This is a genomic window from Micrococcus sp. iso_229 (assembly GCF_058072725.1).
In genome coordinates this window covers 349396-373341 of record NZ_CM176514.1, presented here as the reverse complement: position 1 = coordinate 373341, position 23946 = coordinate 349396, and the positions used below count along the sequence as shown (strand labels likewise).

The 23946-nt window shown below is 69.6% G+C and carries 15 protein-coding genes, 1 tRNA gene and 3 rRNA genes; 6 read left to right on the top strand and 13 right to left on the bottom strand.

Annotated features, from left to right (window positions below; genetic code table 11):
- Positions 1 to 42: 42 nt before the first annotated feature.
- A complete protein-coding gene (locus AC3RKA_RS01770; RefSeq protein ID WP_049158108.1) occupies positions 43 to 1086 on the bottom strand; it encodes an aldo/keto reductase in 1044 nt (347 codons plus the stop codon).
- Between the two features lie 65 nt (positions 1087 to 1151).
- Between AC3RKA_RS01770 and AC3RKA_RS01765 the strand changes: the two genes are divergently transcribed.
- The 5 genes from AC3RKA_RS01765 (at position 1152) to AC3RKA_RS01745 (ending at position 5417) form a co-directional block, all read left to right on the top strand.
- A complete protein-coding gene (locus AC3RKA_RS01765) occupies positions 1152 to 2054 on the top strand; it encodes a fumarylacetoacetate hydrolase family protein (RefSeq protein WP_049158107.1) in 903 nt (300 codons plus the stop codon).
- Positions 2041 to 2784, top strand: coding sequence for an NADPH-dependent F420 reductase (locus AC3RKA_RS01760; protein WP_049158106.1), 744 nt, complete (start codon positions 2041 to 2043; stop codon positions 2782 to 2784). The genes AC3RKA_RS01765 and AC3RKA_RS01760 overlap by 14 nt, the downstream gene beginning before the upstream one ends.
- A gap of 62 nt (positions 2785 to 2846) precedes the next feature.
- Complete coding sequence (locus AC3RKA_RS01755) at positions 2847 to 4406, top strand: DUF5129 domain-containing protein (RefSeq protein ID WP_489727388.1); 1560 nt, start codon at positions 2847 to 2849, stop codon at positions 4404 to 4406.
- A 92-nt stretch (positions 4407 to 4498) separates the two neighbouring features.
- Positions 4499 to 4996 carry a carboxymuconolactone decarboxylase family protein gene (locus tag AC3RKA_RS01750; RefSeq protein WP_002858301.1) on the top strand — a complete coding sequence of 166 codons (498 nt, stop codon included), beginning with the start codon at positions 4499 to 4501 and terminating at the stop codon, positions 4994 to 4996.
- A gap of 58 nt (positions 4997 to 5054) precedes the next feature.
- Entirely contained in the window at positions 5055 to 5417 is a 363-nt protein-coding gene (locus tag AC3RKA_RS01745; RefSeq protein ID WP_216879677.1) for a GNAT family N-acetyltransferase, read from the top strand.
- Positions 5418 to 5482: 65 nt separating this feature from the next.
- On the opposite strand, the gene AC3RKA_RS01740 is transcribed toward AC3RKA_RS01745, so the two are convergent.
- A tRNA-Pro gene (locus AC3RKA_RS01740) sits at positions 5483 to 5559 on the bottom strand.
- 131 nt (positions 5560 to 5690) lie between these two features.
- Between AC3RKA_RS01740 and AC3RKA_RS01735 the strand changes: the two genes are divergently transcribed.
- The gene (locus tag AC3RKA_RS01735; protein ID WP_002858298.1) at positions 5691 to 6116 is read left to right on the top strand and encodes a hypothetical protein; all 426 of its coding nucleotides are present in this window, start codon (positions 5691 to 5693) and stop codon (positions 6114 to 6116) included.
- Positions 6117 to 6244: 128 nt separating this feature from the next.
- Here AC3RKA_RS01735 and rrf read toward each other — a convergent pair.
- From rrf to ispF, 11 genes are all read right to left on the bottom strand, one after another.
- A 5S ribosomal RNA gene (gene rrf, locus AC3RKA_RS01730) occupies positions 6245 to 6361 on the bottom strand.
- A 190-nt stretch (positions 6362 to 6551) separates the two neighbouring features.
- Positions 6552 to 9643: ribosomal RNA gene (locus tag AC3RKA_RS01725) — 23S ribosomal RNA — on the bottom strand.
- Positions 9644 to 10079: 436 nt separating this feature from the next.
- Positions 10080 to 11602 (bottom strand): 16S ribosomal RNA (locus AC3RKA_RS01720).
- The 16S, 23S and 5S rRNA genes sit together here, the layout of an rRNA operon.
- Before the next feature lie 742 nt (positions 11603 to 12344).
- Positions 12345 to 14672: a 1,4-alpha-glucan branching protein GlgB gene (gene glgB / locus AC3RKA_RS01715; RefSeq protein WP_002855123.1), complete on the bottom strand. Its 2328-nt coding sequence runs from the start codon at positions 14670 to 14672 to the stop codon at positions 12345 to 12347.
- A gap of 40 nt (positions 14673 to 14712) precedes the next feature.
- Entirely contained in the window at positions 14713 to 16812 is a 2100-nt protein-coding gene (locus AC3RKA_RS01710; protein ID WP_489727387.1) for an alpha-1,4-glucan--maltose-1-phosphate maltosyltransferase, read from the bottom strand.
- Positions 16813 to 16914: 102 nt separating this feature from the next.
- Positions 16915 to 17706: an ABC transporter ATP-binding protein gene (locus AC3RKA_RS01705; protein WP_002855120.1), complete on the bottom strand. Its 792-nt coding sequence runs from the start codon at positions 17704 to 17706 to the stop codon at positions 16915 to 16917.
- Positions 17699 to 18688, bottom strand: coding sequence for an ABC transporter permease (locus tag AC3RKA_RS01700; RefSeq protein WP_002855118.1), 990 nt, complete (start codon positions 18686 to 18688; stop codon positions 17699 to 17701). Before AC3RKA_RS01700 ends, AC3RKA_RS01705 begins: the two co-directional genes overlap by 8 nt.
- A 130-nt stretch (positions 18689 to 18818) precedes the next feature.
- Positions 18819 to 19802: an ABC transporter substrate-binding protein gene (locus AC3RKA_RS01695; RefSeq protein ID WP_002856492.1), complete on the bottom strand. Its 984-nt coding sequence runs from the start codon at positions 19800 to 19802 to the stop codon at positions 18819 to 18821.
- A gap of 232 nt (positions 19803 to 20034) precedes the next feature.
- On the bottom strand, positions 20035 to 21024 hold the full coding sequence (rlmB, locus tag AC3RKA_RS01690) for a 23S rRNA (guanosine(2251)-2'-O)-methyltransferase RlmB (RefSeq protein WP_002856490.1): 990 nt from the start codon (positions 21022 to 21024) through the stop codon (positions 20035 to 20037).
- A 74-nt stretch (positions 21025 to 21098) separates the two neighbouring features.
- Positions 21099 to 22556, bottom strand: coding sequence for a cysteine--tRNA ligase (gene cysS / locus AC3RKA_RS01685; protein ID WP_002856488.1), 1458 nt, complete (start codon positions 22554 to 22556; stop codon positions 21099 to 21101).
- A 73-nt stretch (positions 22557 to 22629) separates the two neighbouring features.
- On the bottom strand, positions 22630 to 23928 hold the full coding sequence (gene ispF, locus AC3RKA_RS01680) for a 2-C-methyl-D-erythritol 2,4-cyclodiphosphate synthase (RefSeq protein WP_002856486.1): 1299 nt from the start codon (positions 23926 to 23928) through the stop codon (positions 22630 to 22632).
- Positions 23929 to 23946: the final 18 nt, after the last annotated feature.

Sequence of the window (23946 nt, the reverse complement as noted above, 5' to 3'; positions counted from 1 at the left end):
GGTCTCACTCCGGCGGGAGGGCGCGCGGCCGGTCGCGCCTCGTCAGGGCAGGCCGGCGCCCCGCGCCGCGGTCCACAGGCGGTGCCACTGCGCGGAGTCCATCGCCTCGGCCGCGGCAGCCGCCTCGGCGCACGCGGCGACGCGCTCCGGGTCCTGGGTGCCGATCACGGGCCGCACGCCCCACGGCAGGCGCAGCAGCCAGGCGAGCACCACGGCCTCCCGGCTGACGCCCAGCTCCGCCGCGACCTCGCCGACGACGCCGGCCGCGCCGTCGTCGCCGGAGCTGAACCGGCCCTGCCCCAGCGGACCCCAGGCCTGCAGCTCGATCCCCTCGGCGGCGCACACCGGGCCGAGGCGCCCGGCGTCGGCGTCCGCGGGGGCGTCCGGGTGGTTGGCGAGCACGACCGCCTCCACGAGGGTGCGGTGGTGCAGGCCGAGCTCGACCTGGACGCACGCCAGCCCGGTCCCGTCCGCCGCCTGGCTCTCGAGCTCGCGCTGGAACTCGAGGACGCGGCCCACGCCGAGGTTGGAGACGCCCAGCTTGCCGACCAGGCCCGCCTCCCGCGCGTCGAGGAAGGCGCGCACGGTGTCGGCCACGGGCGTGAGGACGTCGGGCCGGTGGATGATCAGGGTGTCCACGCGTTGCTCGCCGAGGCGGGCGAGCGAGCCCTCCAGCGAGGCGCGCACATGCTCGGGCGAGGAGTCGTAGCGGGTCAGGCGCCGCCCGGCCGGGTCTGACTCGTGCAGGACGATCCCGCACTTGGTCTGCACCTTCAGGGCGGAGCGCTCCTCGTAGGGCAGCTCGTGCAGCAGCCGTCCGACGGTCTCCTCGGAGCGGCCGGCCCCGTAGATGTCCGCGGTGTCCAGCAGGTCGACGCCGGCCTCGATCCCGGCGCGCAGGGCGCGGCGGGCGCGCTCCACGGCCGCCTCGACCTGCGCGTCGCCCGCTGGCCCCTCCGGCCCCGCCCCCGGATCGGCGTCCGGGGGCGGCGGGGGAACGGACCCCCAGGCCATGGTCCCGAGCACGATCGGGGTGGCCGGGGTCGGGTCGAGGTCGAGCGGCGGATGCGTGGGGGCTGTGCTCATGGCCTCACCGTCTCACGTCCGCCCGCCCCGGGTCCGGACCCGCCGCCCTGTGATGGGATGGGCCCATGAAGCTCGCCACGTTCCGCCAGCCCGACTCCGACGCCGCCTACCCCGGCGCCACGTTCGCCGCGGTCATCACCTCCGTGCACCCCGAGGACCCCGAGGTCGCCGTGCGCGCCGTCGCCCTGCCGGACTGTCGCGACGTCGGCGAGTACCTCACCGCCACGCCGGAGGAGCAGCGGGAGATGGTGGAGGGCGCCCTCCGCGCGGCGCAGGCCGACCGGTCCCTCCTGCTGGACACCTCCGGCCTCGTCTACGACACGCTCGTCCCCTTCCCCACCAAGGTGTTCTGCGTGGGCCTGAACTACACGAACCACATCGACGAGACGGGCCTGGAGCGCCCCGAGCATCCGACGCTGTTCGCGAAGTTCCCGCAGTCCCTCACGGGCGCGCTGGACCCGATCGAGGTTCCCGAGGAGGACCACCGGGTCGACTACGAGGGCGAGCTGTGCATCGTGGTCGGGGAGCCGGGCCGACGCATCGCCGCCGAGGACGCCCCCGAGCACATCGCGGGCTACGCGGTGGCCAACGACATCTCCATGCGCGGCTTCCAGGGCCGCACCTCCGAGTGGCTGCAGGGCAAGGTGTGGGAGGCCTCGACGCCCGTGGGTCCGTGGCTGGTCACCCCGGACGAGTTCCCGGCGGATGCGCGCGTCCTCACGCACGTCAACGGCGAGCTGCGTCAGGAGGACCGGGTCGCCGACGTCGTCTTCTCCCCCGCCGAGCTGGTCTCCTACGCCTCGCAGCTGATCACCCTGAACCCGGGTGACCTGATCCTGACCGGCACGCCCGCGGGGGTCGCCCTGGCCCGCCGGGACGCCGAGGGCCGCCGCCCGTGGCTGCGTCCCGACGACGTCGTCGAGGTGGAGATCACCGGGCTGGGACGCCAGCGCAATGAGCTCGTCTGAGGCGGCGGCACCGGCGCATGCCCTGCCCCGCGTCGTCGGCATCCTCGGTGCGGGGCGGGCGGGCACCGCGCTGGCACGGGCGATCGCGCGCATCCCCCGCCTCTCCCCGGGCACGGCCGCCCCGCGGGTGATGGTCGCGGGCACGCGGCGCCCCGCGGCGGTCCAGCGCCACCTGGCGATCTACGCTCCCGAGGCCGTCGCCGTGTCGGCCGAGGACCTGGCGGCGGAGGCGGAGCTCGTCGTCGTGGCCGTGCCGCGCGAAGCGCTCGACGACGTCGACCCGCTCACCCTCGCCGGGCCGGCCACGCGCGCCGTGGTGGACCTGACGAACACCTGGGGGGACGAGCCGGTCCCGGCGTGGCTCGACGACGACGGCGCGCCGGGCACAGTCCGGATCGCCGAGCGCTGGGCCGCCGCAGGGCTGCGCGTGCCCGTCGTGCGCGCGTTCTCGGAGATCTCGCATCACGACCTCGGAGATGCCGGGCGTGCCACAGCCCCGCTCCGCGCCCTCGCGGTGGGCACCGAGCCGGCCGACGCGACGGCCGACCCGGCCGCGGTCGCCGCCGCGCGCGACACGGTGATCGCCCTCGTCACCGCCATGGGCTTCGACGCGGTCCCCTACACGGGCCTCGACCGGGCCGGCGTCCTCGAGCCGGGGGCGGCGGGGTTCGGCACCGCGCACGACGCCGGCCGGCTCGCCGCGCTGCTCGCCGACGCGCCCACCGGCTGAGGCGCCACCGGCCCTGCGGTGCCTACGCTGGGCGGGACCGCCGACCCGTCCAGGAGGCCCCCGTGACCCGTCCGACGCACCGCACCGCCCGCCGCACTCTCGCCGCGGTCGCCCTGTCCGCCGCCGCCCTCACCGGGCCGGCGGCGGCCGCCACCGTCGTCGCCCTGCCGGTCACGGCAGGGGTGACGGGCGCCGTCGTGGCCGCCGCGCCGCAGGCCCACGCCGTGGCCTGGGACCGGGTGGAGCTCGTGGATGACGCGGGCGTGATCGACCCCGCCCAGCTGCGCCGTGACCTGGCGGGGATCGAGTTCCGGGAGCCGACCCGCGTCGCCGTGGTCACCGAGCGCGGCCCGGACCTGTCCGCGCTGGACGACGACCGCGCGTCTCAGGCGTTCAACGGGCGGGTGCTCGAGCGGGCTCGCGCCGAGCACCCGGACTGGCTCAGCGCGGACGGCCAGAAGTGGGCTGACGGCCTCGTGATCGTGGCCCTCGACCCGGACAACCGGTTGATCGGGGTGTACGTGGGCGAGGACCGGATGCTCAGCACGGACCAGCTGCGGGATGTGCGCGAGGCCGGCCACGAGGCAGCCCGTGCGGCCCGGTGGACGGACACGGTCGTGGAGGTGACGGACGCCGCCGCCGAGCTGATCGGGCGCCCCTGGTGGCAGGCTCCCGAGCTGTGGTTCGGCGCGGGGATCGTCGGTGTGGCGGGCGGCGGCGCCGCGGCCGCGGTGCTCGCGAGCCGACGGCGTCGCCGCCGCCGGACGGCCGACCTGCTGACCGAGGCCCGCACCCACCTGACCTCCGTGACCCTGGAGATGGACGCCACCGAGGTGAACGCGTCCACGGTGCCTGAGGACTCGCCCCACGCGGCCGCGCTGATGGAGCGCTTCCGCGGCTTCCGGCGCCAGGCGCTCGACGCGTCGGCGGAACTGGACCGCCTCGAGGCCCTGCCGGAGCGCAGCCTGCATCGCACGGAGCACGCCCGGGCCGCGGAGGACGTCCGGGACCGCGCCCGTGAGCTCGACCGCCTCGACGACGCCGTGGCCGCGGCGAACACCTTCCTCAACCGCCACCCGGGGTGGCCGTCGGCGTGGGACCAGCAGACCGCCCCGCTGCGGGCCGACCTGGACGCCGTCGGCACGCTGGCCTCCTCCGTCGGCTCCGCCGGACCCGTCCGGTCCGCCGTCGCCGCGCTGGAGTCCTTCCGCGCCGAGGCCCAGGGCCGGCTCGAGGCGCTGGGCGCGGACCTGCAGGACGAGCGCCTGACCCCGGCCGCAGCGCTGGACGAGCTGGATGCGCTGCGGCGTCGCCTGACCGGGCTGGTCTCCGCACTCGCCGACGCCGAGGTGGCGGCGTTCGGCAAGGACGAGGCCGAGCGTGAGCTGCTGCGCGACGAGCTGCGCACGCACCGTGGCCCGGCCCGGTCCGCGCGCGGCTCGATCCTGGACTCCGCGCTGCCCACGGATGCCTACTGGACGGTGGTGGCCTTCACCACGGGCCACCAGGCTGGCGAGCGGTCCGTCCAGGACCATCGCCAGGCGCAGTCCAGCTCCTCCGGGACCGGCTACGGATCCTCAGCCGGCTCGTTCTCCGGGGCGGGCTCGTCCGGCCGATTCTGAGCCGATCGGGGCCGGATCTGAGCCGGAAGCTCGCCCGGGACCGGCACCCGGCCCCTGGCCCATCGCCCCGTTCTGCGAGACATTGAAGGACCATGACCGCCGCTGACACCCCCGCACCCCGCCAGGACCCCCTCGCGTTCTTCCTCGACAAGGCCGTGCCCGAGGCATGGCACGCGGTCGGGCCGCTGGCCTCGGCCGCGCGCGGCGCCGCCGAGCAGGCCGGGCTGGACCGGCAGCTCGTGGAACTCGTGAACCTCCGGGTCTCCCAGCTCAACGGCTGCGTGTTCTGTCTGGACCGGCACACCCGCCAGGGCGCCGACGCCGGTCTGAGCGTGCAGCGCCTCGGGCTGCTGCCGGCGTGGCGTGAGGCCGGGGCTGTGTACTCAGAGCAGGAACGCGCCGCGCTCGAGCTCGCCGAGGCGGTCACGGACCTCCCCGAGCAGGAGCAGCTGAACTACGTGCAGGCCTCCACGGCCGCTGTGCTCACGGACGCCCAGTACGCGGCCGTGCAGTGGGTCGCGATCGTGATGAACCTGACGAACCGCATCTCGATCCTGTCCCATCACCCCGTGCGGCGCCGGGACGGCTGACCCCCTTCCCCGTCGCCGGCCCGGCGGCGGGGTCCACCCAGGAACGAGAGGACCGACCATGACCGAGCAGACCCCCAGCCTGGAGCACCCGCAGGTCCGCAAGAACGCGGAGAGGTACGAGATCGTCGTCGACGAGGCGGGCACGGTGGCCGGCTACACGGTGGCGATCGACGACGACACCGGCGACGGCCCGACCCAGCGGATCTTCCCGCACACCAAGGTCGACCACGGGTACGAGGGCCGGGGCCTGGCCTCCACCCTCGTGCGCGAAGCGCTGAAGGACACCGTGGCCGCGGGACGCCGGATCGTCCCCGTGTGCCCGTACGTGAAGGACTGGGTGAACGAACACGACGACGTGGCCGGCGAAGTGGACCCGGCGGGCCCCGAGCATCTGCAGTTCCTGGAGTCCCGCCAGGACTGACGCACCGCACCCGGTGAGCACCCGGAGACGAGAAGAGCCCCCGCCGATCCGGCGGGGGCTCTTTCTGGTCGGGGTGACAGGATTTGAACCTGCGGCCTCGTCGTCCCGAACGACGCGCGCTACCAAGCTGCGCCACACCCCGTTGGAGGTCTCAGACCTGAATCCAACAGAGACCGACTATACCAGCCACACCGGGTGCCGCCAAACCGATATGCGGGGCAGAATCTCACGCGTGAGACCTCTGCGCACCCCGCGAATCCGAGAGAGGCCGGCATGAGCTGGTGGCCGTTCCCGCGTCCCTCCGCGAGCCCCTCCCCCGACGACGACGGCGCCACGGCCGCCGAGCTCGAGGAGGCCGTGGCGGCCCTGCGACAGCTGTTGCGCGCCGAGCGGCACCGACTGCGCCCGGACAGCTGGGCCCTCGCGTGGGAGATGGTCGAGCACGCCGCCGAGTACGCGCCGGCCTGGACTCGCCTGCAGCGCATACGACCCCTGGAGACCCAGGAGCTCGTGCTCGCCCTCACCGGGCGCTTGGAGCCGCTGCTACGCGACTTCCTCGCACTCCCCGACTCGGACAAGCCGGCCCATGCCGATGCCGTGCACGCGCGCCTTCTGGAGCAGGGCACGGAGCACGGCCGGCTGCGCCGCCGACTCACCCGCGCGCTCACGGCACGACTGCGGGCCGGCGAGGAGCTCTGAGCGCCGCGGGCGAATGCACCCGGAAACGCAGAAAGCCCCGTGCTCATCGCACGGGGCCGCCCGGTGAATCCTCCCGGGAATGCGGGGAGGGCCTCGCACGAACAGTGCGAGGCCCTCCCTCAAAGAATGTCCGGCGGCGACCTACTCTCCCACAACCTCCCGGCTGCAGTACCATCGGCGCTGTGGGCCTTAGCTTCCGGGTTCGGAATGGAACCGGGCGTTTCCCCCACGCTATGACCGCCGTAACCCTAACCCCACACCACCACCCTCAACACGGGCAACAGCAGGGAAACCTACGGGTCACACAACAGTGACACTATTCAACTGAAACACCCCAACCACCCACCAACAGTGGACAGCCGGTTGCAATCAGACAACCGCACAGTGGACGCGAACACCAACCCATCACCTTGAAGCAAGCAACGGGATAAGAGTGTGTGTAAGTCATCGGCCTATTAGTACTGGTCAGCTTCACGAGTCTTCAGTCCTCGCTTCCACATCCAGCCTATCAACCCAGTGTTCTAGCTGGGGGCCTCACACCCTCAAAGGGGCAAGGAAATCTCATCTCGAAGCCGGCTTCCCGCTTAGATGCTTTCAGCGGTTATCCATCCCGAACGTAGCTAATCAGCCATGCACCTGGCGGTACAACTGACATACCAGAGGTTCGTCCGTCCCGGTCCTCTCGTACTAAGGACAGACCTTCTCAAATTTCCAACGCGCGCAGAGGATAGGGACCGAACTGTCTCACGACGTTCTGAACCCAGCTCGCGTACCGCTTTAATGGGCGAACAGCCCAACCCTTGGGACCTACTCCAGCCCCAGGATGCGACGAGCCGACATCGAGGTGCCAAACCATGCCGTCGATATGGACTCTTGGGCAAGATCAGCCTGTTATCCCCGAGGTACCTTTTATCCGTTGAGCGACGGCCGTTCCACAACGAGCCGCCGGATCACTAGTCCCGACTTTCGTCCCTGCTCGAGCTGCCACTCTCACAGTCAAGCTCCCTTGTGCACTTGCACTCGACACCTGATTGCCAACCAGGCTGAGGGAACCTTTGGGCGCCTCCGTTACATTTTGGGAGGCAACCGCCCCAGTTAAACTACCCATCAGGCACTGTCCCTGACCCGGATCACGGGCCGAAGTTAGATATCCAGAGTGACCAGAGTGGTATTTCAACGATGACTCCACGAACACTGGCGTGCCCGCTTCACAGTCTCCCACCTATCCTACACAAGCCACACCGAACACCAATACCAAACTATAGTAAAGGTCACGGGGTCTTTCCGTCCTTCTGCGCGTAACGAGCATCTTTACTCGTAATGCAATTTCGCCGAGTTCATGGTTGAGACAGCGGGGAAGTCGTTACTCCATTCGTGCAGGTCGGAACTTACCCGACAAGGAATTTCGCTACCTTAGGATGGTTATAGTTACCACCGCCGTTTACTGGGGCTTAAGTTCTCCGCTTCGCCGAAGCTAACAGGTCCCCTTAACCTTCCAGCACCGGGCAGGAGTCAGTCCATATACATCGTCTTACGACTTCGCATGGACCTGTGTTTTTGATAAACAGTCGCTTCCCCCTGGTCTCTGCGGCCCCGATCCCCTCACACCAGCACGTGGTGCTCAAGGTTGGGGCCCCCCTTCTCCCGAAGTTACGGGGGCATTTTGCCGAGTTCCTTAACCATGATTCTCTCGATCGCCTTAGTATTCTCTACCTGACCACCTGTGTCGGTTTAGGGTACGGGCAGTTTGAACCTCGCGCCGATGCTTTTCTTGGCAGCATAGGATCACCGGATCACCCACCACGTGGGCGCCCATCAGGTCTCAGGCATACAGCCGGCGGATTTACCTACCGGCAGCCCTACACCCTTAGACCAGGTCATTTCCATTGCCCGGCCCGGCTACCTTCCTGCGTCACACCTGTTAATGCGCTTGCCTCCCCGGTTCAGGTCCCGCGCTCCCCATCACCGTCCCCGTCAAAGACGAGGATCGGGATGGTTCGGGCGGTTAGTATCACCGGCTCAGCATGGGCGGTTCTTCACTGGTACGGGAATATCAACCCGTTGTCCATCGACTACGCCTGTCGGCCTCGCCTTAGGTCCCGACTTACCCAGGGCAGATTAGCTTGACCCTGGAACCCTTAGTCATCCGGCGGACGGGTTTCTCACCCGTCTTTCGCTACTCATGCCTGCATTCTCACTCGTCCACAATCCACCAGAAGTTACCCGCTGGCTTCACCTCGTGAACGACGCTCCCCTACCCATCCAGCAAAACTGAATGCCACGGTTTCGGCGGTGTACTTGAGCCCCGCTACATTGTCGGCGCGGAATCACTTGACCAGTGAGCTATTACGCACTCTTTCAAGGGTGGCTGCTTCTAAGCCAACCTCCTGGTTGTCTCAGCAACTCCACATCCTTTCCCACTTAGCACACGCTTAGGGGCCTTAACCGGTGGTCTGGGCTGTTTCCCTCTCGACTATGAAGCTTATCCCCCACAGTCTCACTGCCACGCTCTCACTTCCCGGCATTCGGAGTTTGGCTGAAGTCAGTAACCTTGTAGGGCCCATCGTCCATCCAGTAGCTCTACCTCCGGGAAGAAACACGTGACGCTGCACCTAAATGCATTTCGGGGAGAACCAGCTATCACGGAGTTTGATTGGCCTTTCACCCCTACCCACAGCTCATCCCCTCCATTTTCAACTGAAGTGGGTTCGGTCCTCCACGCGCTCTTACACGCGCTTCAACCTGGCCATGGGTAGATCACTCCGCTTCGGGTCTAGGACACGCGACTCAAACGCCCTATTCAGACTCGCTTTCGCTACGGCTTCCCCACACGGGTTAACCTCGCCACGTATCACTAACTCGCAGGCTCATTCTTCAAAAGGCACGCTGTCACCCCACAAGGAGGCTCCAACGGTTTGTAGGCACATGGTTTCAGGTACTATTTCACTCCCCTCCCGGGGTACTTTTCACCATTCCCTCACGGTACTGATCCGCTATCGGTCAACAGGTAGTATTCAGGCTTACCAGGTGGTCCTGGCAGATTCACACGGGATTCCTCGGGCCCCGTGCTACTCGGGCGACCCTCCAACAGCGGCGGAACACATTTCGACTACGGGACTCTCACCCTCTACGGTCCAGCATCCACACTGGTTCGTCTATATGCCCGCACCTCACTGCGCCATGCCGGCAGACATGACAAGGAGGGGCCCACAACACCGCACATGCAACCCCTGCCGGGTATCACACACATACGGTTTAGCCCCATCCGCGTTCGCTCGCCACTACTAACGGAATCACTTTTGTTTTCTCTTCCTGTGGGTACTGAGATGTTTCACTTCCCCACGTTCCCTCCACCCGGTCTATGTGTTCAACCGGGGGTCACACGACACGTCGTGCGGGGTTTCCCCATTCGGAAATCCTGGTCTCAACGTCCGGTTATCGACTCCACCAGGCTTATCGCAGATTCCCACGTCCTTCTTCGGCTCCTGTTGCCAAGGCATCCACCATGCGCCCTTGGAAACTTTCACACACAATGAAAGTCCTCAAATGAGCAATATCTAACTAAGATGTCATTCTCGGCATCACCACACCTCACACACCACCCCAGGGGGGAACAGTGCGATCAACGATGCAGCAACAAAAAATAAGATGCTCGCGTCCACTATGCAGTTCTCAAACAACAACCCACACCCCATCCACCAACCCACAAGGCCAGCTTCACAAGATACGGAGACCAGAAACAACAACCCCAACCCCAAGGCCAGGGCGCCTGCTGTTCCAGGACCCAACAGTGTGCCAACACCAGCTCGCAGCCACCAACACCACCCATTCCAACCACACCCACAAAGGCATGACGTACTCGAGCACTGCCGGCACCACCACTGGCACCATTCATTGATGTTCCACCCATGAGCAACCCGCCATCACACACGCGGTGATGCAACGGGCACTGATGCTCCTTAGAAAGGAGGTGATCCAGCCGCACCTTCCGGTACGGCTACCTTGTTACGACTTAGTCCCAATCGCTGGTCCCACCTTCGACGGCTCCCCCCACAAGGGTTAGGCCACCGGCTTCGGGTGTTACCGACTTTCGTGACTTGACGGGCGGTGTGTACAAGGCCCGGGAACGTATTCACCGCAGCGTTGCTGATCTGCGATTACTAGCGACTCCGACTTCATGGGGTCGAGTTGCAGACCCCAATCCGAACTGAGACCGGCTTTTTGGGATTAGCTCCACCTCACAGTATCGCAACCCATTGTACCGGCCATTGTAGCATGCGTGAAGCCCAAGACATAAGGGGCATGATGATTTGACGTCGTCCTCACCTTCCTCCGAGTTGACCCCGGCAGTCTCCCATGAGTCCCCACCATTACGTGCTGGCAACATGGAACGAGGGTTGCGCTCGTTGCGGGACTTAACCCAACATCTCACGACACGAGCTGACGACAACCATGCACCACCTGTGAACCCGCCCCAAAGGGGAAACCGTATCTCTACGGCGATCGAGAACATGTCAAGCCTTGGTAAGGTTCTTCGCGTTGCATCGAATTAATCCGCATGCTCCGCCGCTTGTGCGGGCCCCCGTCAATTCCTTTGAGTTTTAGCCTTGCGGCCGTACTCCCCAGGCGGGGCACTTAATGCGTTAGCTGCGGCGCGGAAACCGTGGAATGGTCCCCACACCTAGTGCCCAACGTTTACGGCATGGACTACCAGGGTATCTAATCCTGTTCGCTCCCCATGCTTTCGCTCCTCAGCGTCAGTTACAGCCCAGAGACCTGCCTTCGCCATCGGTGTTCCTCCTGATATCTGCGCATTCCACCGCTACACCAGGAATTCCAGTCTCCCCTACTGCACTCTAGTCTGCCCGTACCCACCGCAGATCCGGGGTTAAGCCCCGGACTTTCACGACAGACGCGACAAACCGCCTACGAGCTCTTTACGCCCAATAATTCCGGATAACGCTCGCACCCTACGTATTACCGCGGCTGCTGGCACGTAGTTAGCCGGTGCTTCTTCTGCAGGTACCGTCACTTTCGCTTCTTCCCTACTGAAAGAGGTTTACAACCCGAAGGCCGTCATCCCTCACGCGGCGTCGCTGCATCAGGCTTGCGCCCATTGTGCAATATTCCCCACTGCTGCCTCCCGTAGGAGTCTGGGCCGTGTCTCAGTCCCAGTGTGGCCGGTCACCCTCTCAGGCCGGCTACCCGTCGTCGCCTTGGTGAGCCATTACCTCACCAACAAGCTGATAGGCCGCGAGTCCATCCAAAACCGATAAATCTTTCCAACACCCACCATGCGGTAGGCGCTCCTATCCGGTATTAGACCCAGTTTCCCAGGCTTATCCCAGAGTTAAGGGCAGGTTACTCACGTGTTACTCACCCGTTCGCCACTAATCCACCCAGCAAGCTGGGCTTCATCGTTCGACTTGCATGTGTTAAGCACGCCGCCAGCGTTCATCCTGAGCCAGGATCAAACTCTCCGTAAAAAAATTACAGAACAACACCGTGGCAGCCGGAAATAACCACCACGACATCCATTCAATACCTAGCAGACCATCACCACACCACGGGGGTGGCAGGCGATGATCAACCAATATGTGTTAAAACAATTGGCATCAACAAACTTGGCACACTATTGAGTTCTCAAACAACAGGCGCTTCCAGCTTCAGCGACCCGCTCCGCGGGCCGTTTCGCTCTGGAGCAACTTCTCCATCCTAGACCATCCGTTTCGACCGTGTCAACTCCGTGTCCGAAGCATTCACCGTCCGTTCACGTGGCCGGGCTAGAAAACCTTACCACGCGATCCGACAATGTCAACTCCGCTTCCGCGGGGCCAGACACTCACCGGACCATCCACGTGGAAGGCCTCGAAAAGCTTACCACATGATTCCCGGCTGTCAAACCAGATCATCTTCTTCAGGAATCCCGACCAGCATCACTGCCAGCCGCGCACCCGGTGAGCACCACCCGCCCTGGACCTGCCATTCTCGGCATGAATCCGCGGATTCTGTGTTCTTCACCCCGCCTCCCGGTCACCCGGTCGGCGTCTTGAGCACGAGATGGAACTCTACACACGAACCCCACCGAACACAAAATCAGGGGTGACACCCGGCGTGCAGTCCCGGGCGGACGGTCGACTTCCGCGTGTTCTCGCGGATTCCTCGATGCCGTCCGACTCGGTTCGGCACTCCCGCGCCGAGACCGTCGATCGTGACGTGCACCACACGTCAGGGCGTGACCGTCGAGTCCGGATGCGGCTGGAGCCACAGGGTGGTCAGCGCCGGCACGTTCACCGTGACGTGGGCAGGCTGGCCCTGCCACTGGCCCTCATGGGCGGCGATCACCTCGGACTGGCCGGTCTGCTCCCGCCAGCCGTCACCGTGGAAGTCGATCGCGTCGGTGTCCAGCACCACCGTCCACTCCCCTGCGGACGGCACCCCCACCCGGAGCCCCTGACGCGGCGACCCCGAGAGGTTGGTGATGCACAGCAGCGGGGCGCCGCCCGGTTCGGCGGCCGGGACCGCGTCGCCGTCGTCGATCCGCTGCTCCGGCACCACCTGCGCAGCGGGCATGCGGAGGAACACGAGCGTGTTGCCGTCGGCGTCGCCGCCGTCCACCCACGCGAATCCCTCCGGGCTGTGGTCCAGCGACCACAGCGCCGGCTTGCTGCGGTAGAGCGCGTTGAGCTCCCGGATCGTCAGCTGGACCCCGCGGTGCGCCTCGTCCCACGAGACGGGCCAGTCCAGGCCCTCGCCCTCGGACCACTCGCTCGGCTGCGCGTACTCCCCGCCCATGAACAGCAGCTGCTTGCCGGGGTGCGCCCACATGTAGCCGTAGTAGGCGCGCAGGGTGGCCAGCTGCTGCCGGCGGTCGCCCGGGATGCGGCCCAGCAGGGAGCCCTTGCCGTGGACGACCTCGTCGTGGGACAGCGGCAGCACGTAGTTCTCCGAGTAGGCGTACACCATGGAGAACGTCCACTGCCCGTGGTGCCACCGGCGGTTGACCGGGTCCTGGGACAGGTAGGCCAGGGTGTCGTGCATCCAGCCCATGTTCCACTTCTTGCCGAAGCCGAGACCGCCCGCGTCCACGGGAGCGCTCACCCCGGAGAAGGCCGTGGACTCCTCCGCGATCATGTGGACGCCGGGGTGCAGGCGGTACACGGTCGCGTTGACCTCGCGCAGGAAGTCGATGGCCTCGAGGTTGTGGTTGCCGCCGTGCACGTTGGGCTCCCACTGCCCGTCCTCGCGCGAGTAGTCCAGGTAGAGCATCGAGGCGACGGCGTCCACGCGCAGCCCGTCGATGTGGAACTCGCCGAGCCAGTAGAGCGCGTTGGCCACGAGGAAGTTGCGGACCTCGGTGCGGCCGAAGTCGAACACGAGGGTGCCCCAGTCCGGATGCTCGCCCCGCCGCGGGTCCGGGTGCTCGTACAGGGCGGTCCCGTCGAAGCGCGCGAGCGCCCACTCGTCCTTCGGGAAGTGCGCCGGCACCCAGTCCACGATGACGCCGATCCCCGCCCGGTGGAGCGCGTCCACCAGGTGCTTGAACTCGTCCGGGGAGCCGAACCGGGAGGTGGGGGCGTAGTAGCCGGTCACCTGATAGCCCCAGGACCCGCCGAACGGATGCTCCGCGACCGGCAGGAACTCCACGTGCGTGAACCCGAGCCACTGCACGTACTCCACGAGCTGCTCGGCCAGCTCGCGGTAGTCGAGCCCGGGCCGCCATGAGCCCAGGTGCACCTCGTAGATGCTCAGCGGACGCTCGTGCGGGTCCGTGACGCGGCGGCGCTCCATCCAGGTGCGGTCCCCGAAGGCGTAGTCGGACTCCAGCACACGCGAGGCCGTGGCCGGGGGGACCTCCGTCCAGCGGGCCAGCGGGTCCGCCTTCTGCCGCCAGAGCCCGTCCCGGCCGAGGATCTCGAACTTGTAGCGGTCGCCGTGACCGATGCCGGGCGCCAGCAGCTCCCACACGCCGGAGGAGCCGAGGGACCGCATGGCGTGGGTCCGGCCGTCCCAGCCGTTGTGGTCGCCCACCACGCGCACGGCCCGCGCGTTCGGCGCCCAGACCGCGAAGGCCGTGCCGACGGCCTCGTCGGCAGAGGTGCGGACCACGCGGGCGCCGAGCACCTCCCACAGCCGTTCGTGCCGGCCCTCCCCGATCAGGTGCAGGTCCAGCTCGCCGAGCGTGGGCAGGTGCCGGTACGCGTCGTCCTGCTCCTGGACGGGGCCGGTCGTGCCGTCCTCGGTCTCATACGCCACCTCGACGCGGTAGTCGCCCGCGGCGGCCCCGGCCACGCGGGGCGTCGGGGCCACGCCCGCGAACACGCCGTCGTGCTCGTGCGTCAGCTCCACCCGCTGCCCGTCGCCGGCGCGGACCACCGTGACCGTGCGCGCCAGCGGGCGCAGCACGCGGTAGGTGACCGCGGCGCCGTCGGGATGCGGATGGGCGCCCAGCACGGTGTGCGGATCGTGGTGCCGGCCCTGCGCGACGGCGGCCAGCACCTCCGGGTCCACGGCGAGCGGGGCGGCGGCGGGACGGGGGGCGGCGGACGGGGTCATGGCGGTTCCTGTTCTGGGGACGGCAGGCGTCGGGAGCGGTTCAGCCGTTCCGGACGACCCGCAGGACGTGGGCGGGCTCGACGTTCGGGTCCAGGCGGACGTACGGGGTGCGGCCCCACTGCCAGCGCTGGCCGGTGAGCAGGTCCTCCACCTCGACGGCCCCGGACGCGTCGCGGTCCTCGGGGCGCAGACGCAGCGCCTCGAGGTCCAGGTCCAGGGTCGCCTCGACGACGTCGTGCGGGTTCGTGGTGACGACGACGATCAGGGTGTCCTCCGCGGGACCGGCGTCGGTGACCGCCTCGGCGTCCCGGTGCGCGCCCTCGGGCCGGGCCGAGCGCGTCTTCGAGAACACGAGCAGGTCCGGGTGCGTCGAGGCGTGCAGGGTCAGGTTCTGCAGGTCGCCCAGCGCCGGGTGCGCAGCGCGGATCTCATTGAGCCGGGTGAGGTACGGGGCGAGCGAGGCACCCGCGGCCTCCGCGCCCTCCCAGTCCCGGGGCCGGTACTCGTACTTCTCGTTGTCGATGTACTCCTCCGCGCCGGGCCGGGCCACGTGCTCGAACAGCTCGAACCCGGCGTAGACGCCCCACAGCGGGCTGGCCGTGGCGGCGACGACGGCGCGGATCCGGAACGCGCCCGGGCCGCCGTGCTGCAGGTACTCCGTGAGGATGTCCGGCGTGTTGACGAAGAGGTTGGGGCGGTAGAACGCCGGCGTCTCGTGCGAGATCTCCTGGAGGTACTCCGCGAGCTCCTCGGCGGTGTTCCGCCAGGTGAAGTACCCGTAGGACTGCTGGAACCCGACCTTGCCCAGGGCGTGCATCATCGCGGGACGGGTGAAGGCCTCGGCGAGGAACACGACGCGCGGCTCCTCGGCGCGGACCTTGGCGATCAGCCACTCCCAGAACCACAGGGGCTTGGTGTGGGGGTTGTCCACGCGGAAGATGTGCACGCCGCGGGCCACCCAGCCCCGCACCACGTCCAGCACCGCCTGGGCGAGGCCGTCCGGGTCGTTGTCGAAGTTCAGCGGGTAGATGTCCTGGTACTTCTTCGGCGGGTTCTCCGCGTACGCGATGGTGCCGTCCACGCGGGTGGTGAACCACTCCGGGTGCGCGGCGACCCACGGGTGGTCCGGGGAGCACTGCAGGGCCAGGTCCAGGGCCACTTCGAGGCCCTCGTCCGCGGCCGTGGCCACGAACGCCTCGAAGTCCTCGACGGTGCCCAGGTCCGGGTGCACGGCGTCGTGTCCGCCCTCGGGCGCCCCGATCGCCCACGGCGAGCCCGGGTCCTGCGGACCGGCCGTCAGCGTGTTGTTCGGACCCTTGCGGTGCGAGGTGCCGATCGGGTGGATCGGCGGCAGGTAGGCGACCTGTAAGCCCATCCGGGCGACCGCCGGGAGCCGGCGGGCCGCCGTCGCGAAGGTGCCGGAGGACCACGTGCCGGAGGCCTCGTCGAAGCGGGCGCCCTCGGAGCGGGGGAAGAACTCGTACCAGGCGCCGCGGCCGGCGAGCTCACGCTGCACGTCCAGCGGGTAGAGCTCGGAGCTTGTGAGGTGCTCCCGCACGGGGCGGGCGTGGAGGACGGCGGACACCTCCGCCGACTCGGCGGAGGCCAGGCGCTGGACCGGGATGAGGGACTCGTCCTCGAGGCCGCGGACGACCTCCTCGAACACGGCGCGGTCCTCGGCCGAGCGCTCCGCGTCCTCGGCGGCCCGGCGGAACAGGGCGGCGCCCTCGGCGAGCATCAGCTCCACGTCGATGCCGGCGGCGATCTTGACGGTGGCCGCGTGCTTCCACGTGCCCACCGGGTCGTCCCAGCCCTCGACCACGAACTGGTGCAGGCCCGGCTCGGCGGGCCGCAGCGTGGCCACGACCTCGTCCAGCCCGGGCCGGCCCGGACGCATCTGCACGCGCTGCACCTCGGCGCCGGCCGGGTCGAGCAGACGGACGGTGGCGCGCACGGAGTCGTGGCCCTCGCGGAACACGGTGGCGCGGACGGGGATGTCCTCGCCGACCACGGCCTTCGCCGGGAACCGGCCGTCCAGCACGACGGGCTGCACGTCCGTCACCGGGATACGCCCCGTGACGGTCTGGAGGCGGACATCGGCTGCGGTGGCGCTCTGGGTGTCGGGCTTCACGGTGCTCACGCCACGACGCTACCCCGCGGCCGCGCCGGTGAGAACGGCCGGCCCGCCCGCCCGCCGTGGGGCGGAGGGGCGGGCCGGGGACGGGGGCGCCGGACGGAGCGCTCAGGACAGCATGGTCTTGTCGTCCACGACGGCACCCTTGATCTTGGCGAACTCGGCCAACAGGTCCGCCGGGGTGCGCCCGGCCTTCTCCTGCTCGTCCAGCTCGAGGATGATCCGGCCGTCATGCATCATGATCAGCCGGTTGCCGACCTCGAGGGCCTGGGACATGTTGTGCGTGACCATCAGCGTGGTGAGCCGGTGCTCGGCCACCACCTGCCGGGTCAGACGGGTCACCAGCTCCGCCCGGGACGGGTCCAGGGCGGCGGTGTGCTCGTCCAGCAGCAGGATCTTCGGGCCCGAGAACGTGGCCATGAGCAGGCTCAGCGCCTGACGCTGGCCGCCGGAGAGCAGCCCCACCTTGGCGGTGAGGCGGTTCTCCAGGCCGAGCTCGAGCTTCGTGAGCTCGTCGCGGAACGTGGCGCGCCGGGCGCGGGAGACGCCCCGCGAGAGCCCGCGGGCGTGCCCACGTCGCCAGGCCAGGGCCATGTTCTCCTCGATCGTGAGGTTCGGTGCCGTGCCCGCCGTCGGGTCCTGGAACACCCGGCCGATCGAGGCCGCGCGGCGGTGGTCCGGCATGCGGGTGACGTCCTTGCCGCTCACGGCCACGGTGCCGGTGTCCGGGAGCAGCTTGCCGGCGATCGTGTTCAGGATCGTGGACTTGCCGGCGCCGTTGGAGCCGATCACGGTGACGAAGTCGCCCTCGGCCAGGTGCAGGTCGATGCCCTGCAGGGCGCGCCGCTCGTTGACGGTGTTCGGGAAGAAGGTCTTGGAGACCTGCGAGATCTCAAGCACGGGGGGCCTCCTCGGGGACGGATGCGGCGGGGGTGGCGCCGCCCGGCTCGCCGGTCAGGGGCATGCCGGCGGTGGCCGGTGCGGCGGCGGCCGGCCCCGGGGTCGCGGCCGTGCCCCGAGTGCGCAGGCTCAGGCGCTTGGCGAAGCCGAAACGCGGCAGCAGCAGGGCCACGACGACGAGAGCCGCGGAGATCAGCTTCATGTCGTTCGGGCTCAGGCCCGCGTTGAGGGCGAACTGGATGATCAGGCGGTAGAGCACGGCGCCGACGATCACGGCGAGCGTCGCCCAGAAGACCGTGCGCTGGCCGAACACGGCCTGGCCCACGATCACGGACGCCAGGCCCACGAGGATGAGGCCGATGCCCATGGAGATGTCCGCGAAGCCCTGGTACATGGCCAGCAGGGAGCCGCCGAGGGCCACGAGGCCGTTGGAGATCATGAGGCCGAGGATCTTCATCCGGTCCGTGGAGACGCCGTACGAGCGGATCATCTCCTCGTTGTCACCGGTCGCCTGCAGGGCGAGGCCCAGGTCCGTGTGCAGGAACCAGTCGAGGATCAGCTTCACCACGAACACGCCGAGGAAGAGGACGAGGATCGAACCCCAGTTCCGGGCCAGGCCCAGATCGCCGAGCCACGTGAACAGGGTGTCCTGGCCGAGCAGGGGGATGTTGGCCTTGCCCATGATCCGCAGGTTGATCGAGTAGAGCGCGATCATCGTGAGGATGCCGGCGAGCAGGCCGTCGATCCGGCCCTTGGTGTGCAGCAGGCCGGTGACGAGGCCCGCGAGCGCGCCCGCCACGAAGGCGGCGAGCATGGCCAGGGGCACCGGCGTGCCGCCCGTGATGAGCACGGCGGCCGTGGCGGCGCCGGTGGTGAACGAGCCGTCCACCGTGAGGTCGGGGAAGTCGAGGATGCGGAAGGTCAGGTACACGCCGAGCGCGACGACGGCGTAGATCAGACCCAGTTCCACTGCGGTCAGCATGGGGTGGGTGCCTTTCGGGCGGTGCGAGGGGGACGGACGACGGCGGGACGGGGTGGGCCGGCCGTCGACGTGCTCCGCGGCGGCCCGGACCCCGTGGTCCGGGCCGCCGCGGAGGCGGGCAGGCGCGGGATCAGCCCTCGACGAGCTGGTCGGCCCTGTCCTTGAGCTCGGCGGGGATCTCGACGCCGTAGGCCTCGGCGGCCGTCGGGTTCAGCACGAGCTGCAGGTTGGCCGGGTCGGCGTAGCCCACGGGCAGCTCGGCCGGCTTCGCGCCGTCCTTGAGGATCTTCACGGCCATCTCGCCGGCCTGCTTGCCGTGCGCCTTGTAGTCGATGCCGTACGTGCCCAGGGCGCCGCGCTCGACGGAGTCGATGTCCGCCGAGATGACGGGGACGCGCTGCTCCTTGCCGTAGCCCACCACGGTCTCCAGCGCCGAGACGACGGCGTTGTCCGTGGGCACGTAGATGCCGTCCACGCCGGACAGGGACTGCACGCCCTGCTGGACCTCGGACGAGTTGGTGATGGTGGCCTCCTTGACCTCGAGGCCCAGCTCCTTGCCGGCCTCCTTGGCCTGGTCCACCTGGACCTTGGAGTTGGCCTCGCCGGAGTTGTAGACGATGCCGACGGTCGTGGCGTCCGGCTTCACGTCCTTGAGCAGCTGCAGCTGCTCCTTGACCGGGTTGCGGTCCGAGACGCCGGTGACGTTGCCGCCCGGGGCCTCGTCCGAGGCCACGAGCTCAGCGCCCTTCGGATCGGTGACCGCCATGAACACGACCGGCTTGTCCTTCACGGCCGAGGCGGTGCCCTGCGCGGCGGGGGTCGCGATCGCGGCCACGAGGTCCACGTCCCCGTCGTTGGCGAAGGTGGAGGCGATGGAGGTGACGGTGGCCTGCTCGCCCTGGGCGTTCTGCTCCTCGAACGTCACGTCCAGGCCGGCGTCCGTGAACGCCTCCTTGAAGCCCTCGGCCGCGCCGTCGAGCGCCGGGTGGGAGACGAGCTGGTTGATGCCCACGGTGTAGGAGCCGGAACCGCCGGAGCCGGAGTCGCCGCACGCCGTGAGCCCGAGGGCGGCGACGGCGAGGGCGGCGGTGAGGGGGAGGGAGCGGTGCTTCATGAGACGGACCTCGTTCTGATGGTGCGGTGCGGGATGCGCTCGCCGACGGGGGCCCGTCGGACACAGTGCAGACACTGTGCGCGGTGACACGCATCACGGGCAAGACGTGCGCGCATCCACGCGACATCCTGCCATGTGATCGGCGTCACCGTGGACACTCTGCGCCCGTCGGCGCCGTGCGCCACACCCGCGTCCCCGCCCGGCCGTCATCCCGGGCGGGACGCCGTGGAGGTCAGCGCCCGCCGGCGCGCTGCACCGAGATCTCGTACAGGGAGATGCCCACCGCCATCGAGGCGTTGAGGGACTCCATCGTCGAGTCGATCGGGATGGACACGATCTGCTGGCAGTGCTCCCGCACCATGCGGGACAGACCCTTGCCCTCGGCCCCCACCACGAGCACGAGCGGCTCCGTGGCCAGGGCGAGCCCGGGCAGGGAGACGTCCCCGCCGCCGTCGAGGCCCAGCACGAAGTAGCCAGCCTTGTGCAGGTCGACGAGGGTGGTGTTCAGGTTGCCGGCCTGGGCCACGGGCACCCGCGCGGCCGCGCCGGCCGAGGTGCGCCAGGCGGTGGCGGTCACGCCGACGGAGCGGCGCTCGGGCACGATCACGCCGTCCGCGTCGAACGCGGAGCCGGCCCGGATGATGGCGCCGAGGTTGCGGGGGTCGGTGATGCCGTCGAGCGCGATCAGCAGCGGCGGGGTCCGCAGGTGCCCCTTCTCGTGCTTCGCGAGCGCGTCGAGGGCCAGGGCCGTGGCGTCGGCGTACTCATAGGGCGGGATCTGCAGCACGATGCCCTGGTGCACGGCCTCGCCGGAGAGGCGGTCCAGCTCCGGCTTGGTGTTCTCCAGGACCGGCACGCCCTGCTCGAGGCAGAGGCGCAGGGCCTCCTTGACGCGGTCGTCCATCTCGATGCGCACGGCCACGTGCAGCGCCTTGGCGGGGATGCCCGCGCGCAGCGCCTCGAGCACGGGGTTGCGGCCGGAGACGGTCTCGTCCGTGAGCTTCACGCGGCCGCGGACCTGGTCCGTCACGGGGCCGCGCTTGGCGGCCGAGCGCTCGGCCAGCTGCTTGGCACGGTGCGCCTTGTGGTAGACCCGGTCCTCGGCCTTGGGGGTGGGTCCGCGGCCCTCGAGCGCCTTGCGACCGTGGCCGCCGGTGCCCTTCATGGGGCCCTTCTTGCCCTTGGGCTTGCGGGATCCGCCGGAGCGGGGTGCGGTGGACATGGCGGGACTCCTGCGTGCCGGGGACGGGGGCGGCGGCACGCGGGGCGCCGCCGGATCGCCCTCCAGTCTAGGTGTCAGTCCGCCAGGCGCCATGTGGCGCCGTCGGCACCGTCCTCCAGCACGACGCCGGCCGCGGCCAGCGCGTCCCGGATGCGGTCCGCGGTGGCCCAGTCCTTGTCCGCGCGGGCCTGCGCCCGCGCCTCGATCTGCGAGCGGACGAGCGAGTCGAGGGCGTCCGACACCGGGCCGGCCGCGGCGTCGTCACCCTCGGGCACGTCGTCCAGGCCCAGCACCGCGGTCATGGCCTCCACCTCGGCCAGGCGGGCGGCCGCGGCGTCGAGGTCCTGCCCGGCCAGCGCCGAGTTGCCGGCACGCACGGCCTCGTGCAGGGCCGCGAGCGCCTGGGGCACGTTCAGGTCGTCCTCCATGGCGGTGCGGAAGGCGGCGGGCACGCGGTCCGCGAGCGCCCCGTCGGGGGCGGGCGGGACGGCACCCGCGGCGCGGGCGCGGGCCGTGAAGCCCTCGATGCGCTCGACGGCGGCCTCGGCCTCGTCGAGGGCGCCGGGCCGGTAGTCGAGCTGGGAGCGGTAGTGGGCCTGCCCCAGGAAGTAGCGCACCGCCGTCGGGCGGGCCATGCCGAGCATCTCCTCGGGGGAGATCGTGTTGCCCACGGACTTGGACATCTTCTCCCCGCCGTAGGTGACGAGCCCATTGTGCAGCCAGAAGCGGGCGAAGCCGTCACCGGCGGCCGTCGACTGGGCCAGCTCATTCTCGTGGTGCGGGAACCGCAGGTCCAGGCCGCCGCCGTGGATGTCGAACTCGGCGCCGAGGTACTTCGTGGACATGGCCGAGCACTCCAGGTGCCATCCGGGGCGGCCGGCCCCCCAGGGCGACTCCCACACGGCGGTGGCGGGCTCGCCGGGCTTGGCGCCCTTCCACAGGGCGAAGTCGCGGGGGTCGCGCTTGCCGCGCGGGTCGGCGTCGGGCGCGTCCTGCATGTCCTCCACGCGCTGGCGGGTGAGCTCGCCGTAGCGCTCCCACGACCGGACGTCGAAGTAGACGTCGCCCGAGCCGTCCTGCGCGGGGTAGGCGTGGCCGCGCTCCATCAGGCGCTCGATGAGCGCGAACATCTCGGGCACGTGGCCGGTGGCGCGCGGCTCGTAGGTGGGACGGCGGACGCCGAGGGCGAGGTAGGCGGCGTCGAACGCCTTCTCGAACCGGTAGGCCAGGGCCCACCACGGCTCGCGGGCCGGGTAGAGGTCCGAGGCCTCGAAGCCGGCCTCGTGGGAGGCGGCCGAGCGGTCGAGGATCTTGTCGTCGATGTCCGTCACGTTCCGCACCGAGGTGACGCGCAGCCCCGTGGCCTCGAGCCAGCGGATGAGGATGTCGAACACGATCGCGCTGCGCACGTGGCCCACGTGCGGCATGCCCTGCACCGTGGCCCCGCAGTAGTACACCGACGCCTCGCCGGGCACGAGGGGCTCGAAGTCCCGGATCTGCGCGGTGCGGGTGTCGTAGAAGCGCTGGGCCATGGGGGCGCGGTCCTTCCGGAGGGGCGGGGTCCTGACGGGGCTCTGCCAGCCTAGTCGGTGCGCCGGTGCGGGCTCAGGCCGCAGGGATGACGAGCGCGGTCGCGATCCCGACCAGCCCCTCCTTGCGCCCGATGAACCCCAGCCGGTCCGTGGTGGCGGCGGAGACGGACACGGGGGCCCCGCCGAGGGCGGCGGACAGGGCGGCCTCCATCTCCGCGCGGCGCGTGCCCACCTTGGGCCGGGGGGCGACCACCTGGACCGCCACGTTCCCGACGGCGACGCCCGCCTCCGTCAGCAGGCGCAGCACCTCGCGGAGCATGTCCGCGCCGGAGGCGTCCGCCATCTCGGGCCGGTCGACGCCGAACACGGCCCCGAGGTCACCGAGGCCGGCGGCGGAGAGCAGGGCGTTGCACGCCGCGTGGGCGGCCACGTCCCCGTCCGAGGTCGCGGCCACGCCCCGCTCGCCGGGCCAGTGGATCCCGCCGAGCCACAGGGGCCGGGGGGCATCCTCGGGTGCCCACGCGTGCACGTCGGTGCCGATCCCCACGCGCGGAAGGGGGGCGGCCGCGACGGCGGGGCGGGTGGGCTGGCTCATGGAGGCCTCCTGGGGGGCGCGGCGGGCGAGCTCGAGGCGGGCGAGGTCGAGGTCGGCGGGGGCGGTGACCTTGAACGCGGCCGGGTCGCCGGGCACCACCACGACCTCCTGCCCCGCGGCCTCCATGACCATCGCGTCGTCGGTGAGCGCCGCGGCGTCGAGCGTGGGGTCCGTGCGCACGGCCTCGTGGGCCGCCAGCAGGGTGTCCAGGTCGAAGCCCTGCGGCGTCTGGATCGCGCGCAGTCCGGCGCGGGCCGGCGTGGCCGCGACGACGTCGACGCCGCCCCGTCCGGGGGTGACCTGCTTGACGGTGTCCGTCAGCGGCAGGCCCGGGACCGCGGCGACCGCGCCGGTCTCGAGCGCCGCCGTGACGGCCCCGAACACGCTCGGCGGGGTCAGTGCGCGGGCCGCGTCGTGGACGAGGACGCGGCGGGGCGCCCCCGCCGGGGCGAGGTCGGCCAGAGCGCGGGAGGCCGCGGCGAGTCCGGCGCGGACCGAGTCCGCGCGCTCGGCGCCGCCGGGCACGCAGTGCACGGGCACGTCCAGGCGCGGGCCGGCGTCGACCTCGGCGGCCACGCGGCCGGCGTCGGCCTCCGCCGGCGGGGTGAGCACCACGACGGCGTCGAGGGCGAGCCCGGCGGCGCGTGCGGCGGCGACGGACGCCAGGCAGTGGTGCAGGAGGGTGCGGCCGTCCGCGAGGGGGGCGAGGGCCTTGGGCAGCCCGGCGCCGAGGCGGGTGCCGGCGCCGGCGGCGGCGATCACGAGGGCGGTGGGCATGGCCTCATCCTAGGGAGC

Coding starts and splice junctions, on each gene's coding strand:
- AC3RKA_RS01770 (WP_049158108.1), bottom strand. CDS start 1,086: ATGAGCACAGCCCCCACGCATCCGCCGCTCGACCTCGACCCGACCCCG.
- AC3RKA_RS01765 (WP_049158107.1), top strand. CDS start 1,152: ATGAAGCTCGCCACGTTCCGCCAGCCCGACTCCGACGCCGCCTACCCC.
- AC3RKA_RS01760 (WP_049158106.1), top strand. CDS start 2,041: ATGAGCTCGTCTGAGGCGGCGGCACCGGCGCATGCCCTGCCCCGCGTC.
- AC3RKA_RS01750 (WP_002858301.1), top strand. CDS start 4,499: ATGACCGCCGCTGACACCCCCGCACCCCGCCAGGACCCCCTCGCGTTC.
- AC3RKA_RS01745 (WP_216879677.1), top strand. CDS start 5,055: ATGACCGAGCAGACCCCCAGCCTGGAGCACCCGCAGGTCCGCAAGAAC.
- AC3RKA_RS01735 (WP_002858298.1), top strand. CDS start 5,691: ATGAGCTGGTGGCCGTTCCCGCGTCCCTCCGCGAGCCCCTCCCCCGAC.
- glgB (WP_002855123.1), bottom strand. CDS start 14,672: ATGACCCCGTCCGCCGCCCCCCGTCCCGCCGCCGCCCCGCTCGCCGTG.
- AC3RKA_RS01700 (WP_002855118.1), bottom strand. CDS start 18,688: ATGCTGACCGCAGTGGAACTGGGTCTGATCTACGCCGTCGTCGCGCTC.
- AC3RKA_RS01695 (WP_002856492.1), bottom strand. CDS start 19,802: ATGAAGCACCGCTCCCTCCCCCTCACCGCCGCCCTCGCCGTCGCCGCC.
- rlmB (WP_002856490.1), bottom strand. CDS start 21,024: ATGTCCACCGCACCCCGCTCCGGCGGATCCCGCAAGCCCAAGGGCAAG.
- cysS (WP_002856488.1), bottom strand. CDS start 22,556: ATGGCCCAGCGCTTCTACGACACCCGCACCGCGCAGATCCGGGACTTC.
- ispF (WP_002856486.1), bottom strand. CDS start 23,928: ATGCCCACCGCCCTCGTGATCGCCGCCGCCGGCGCCGGCACCCGCCTC.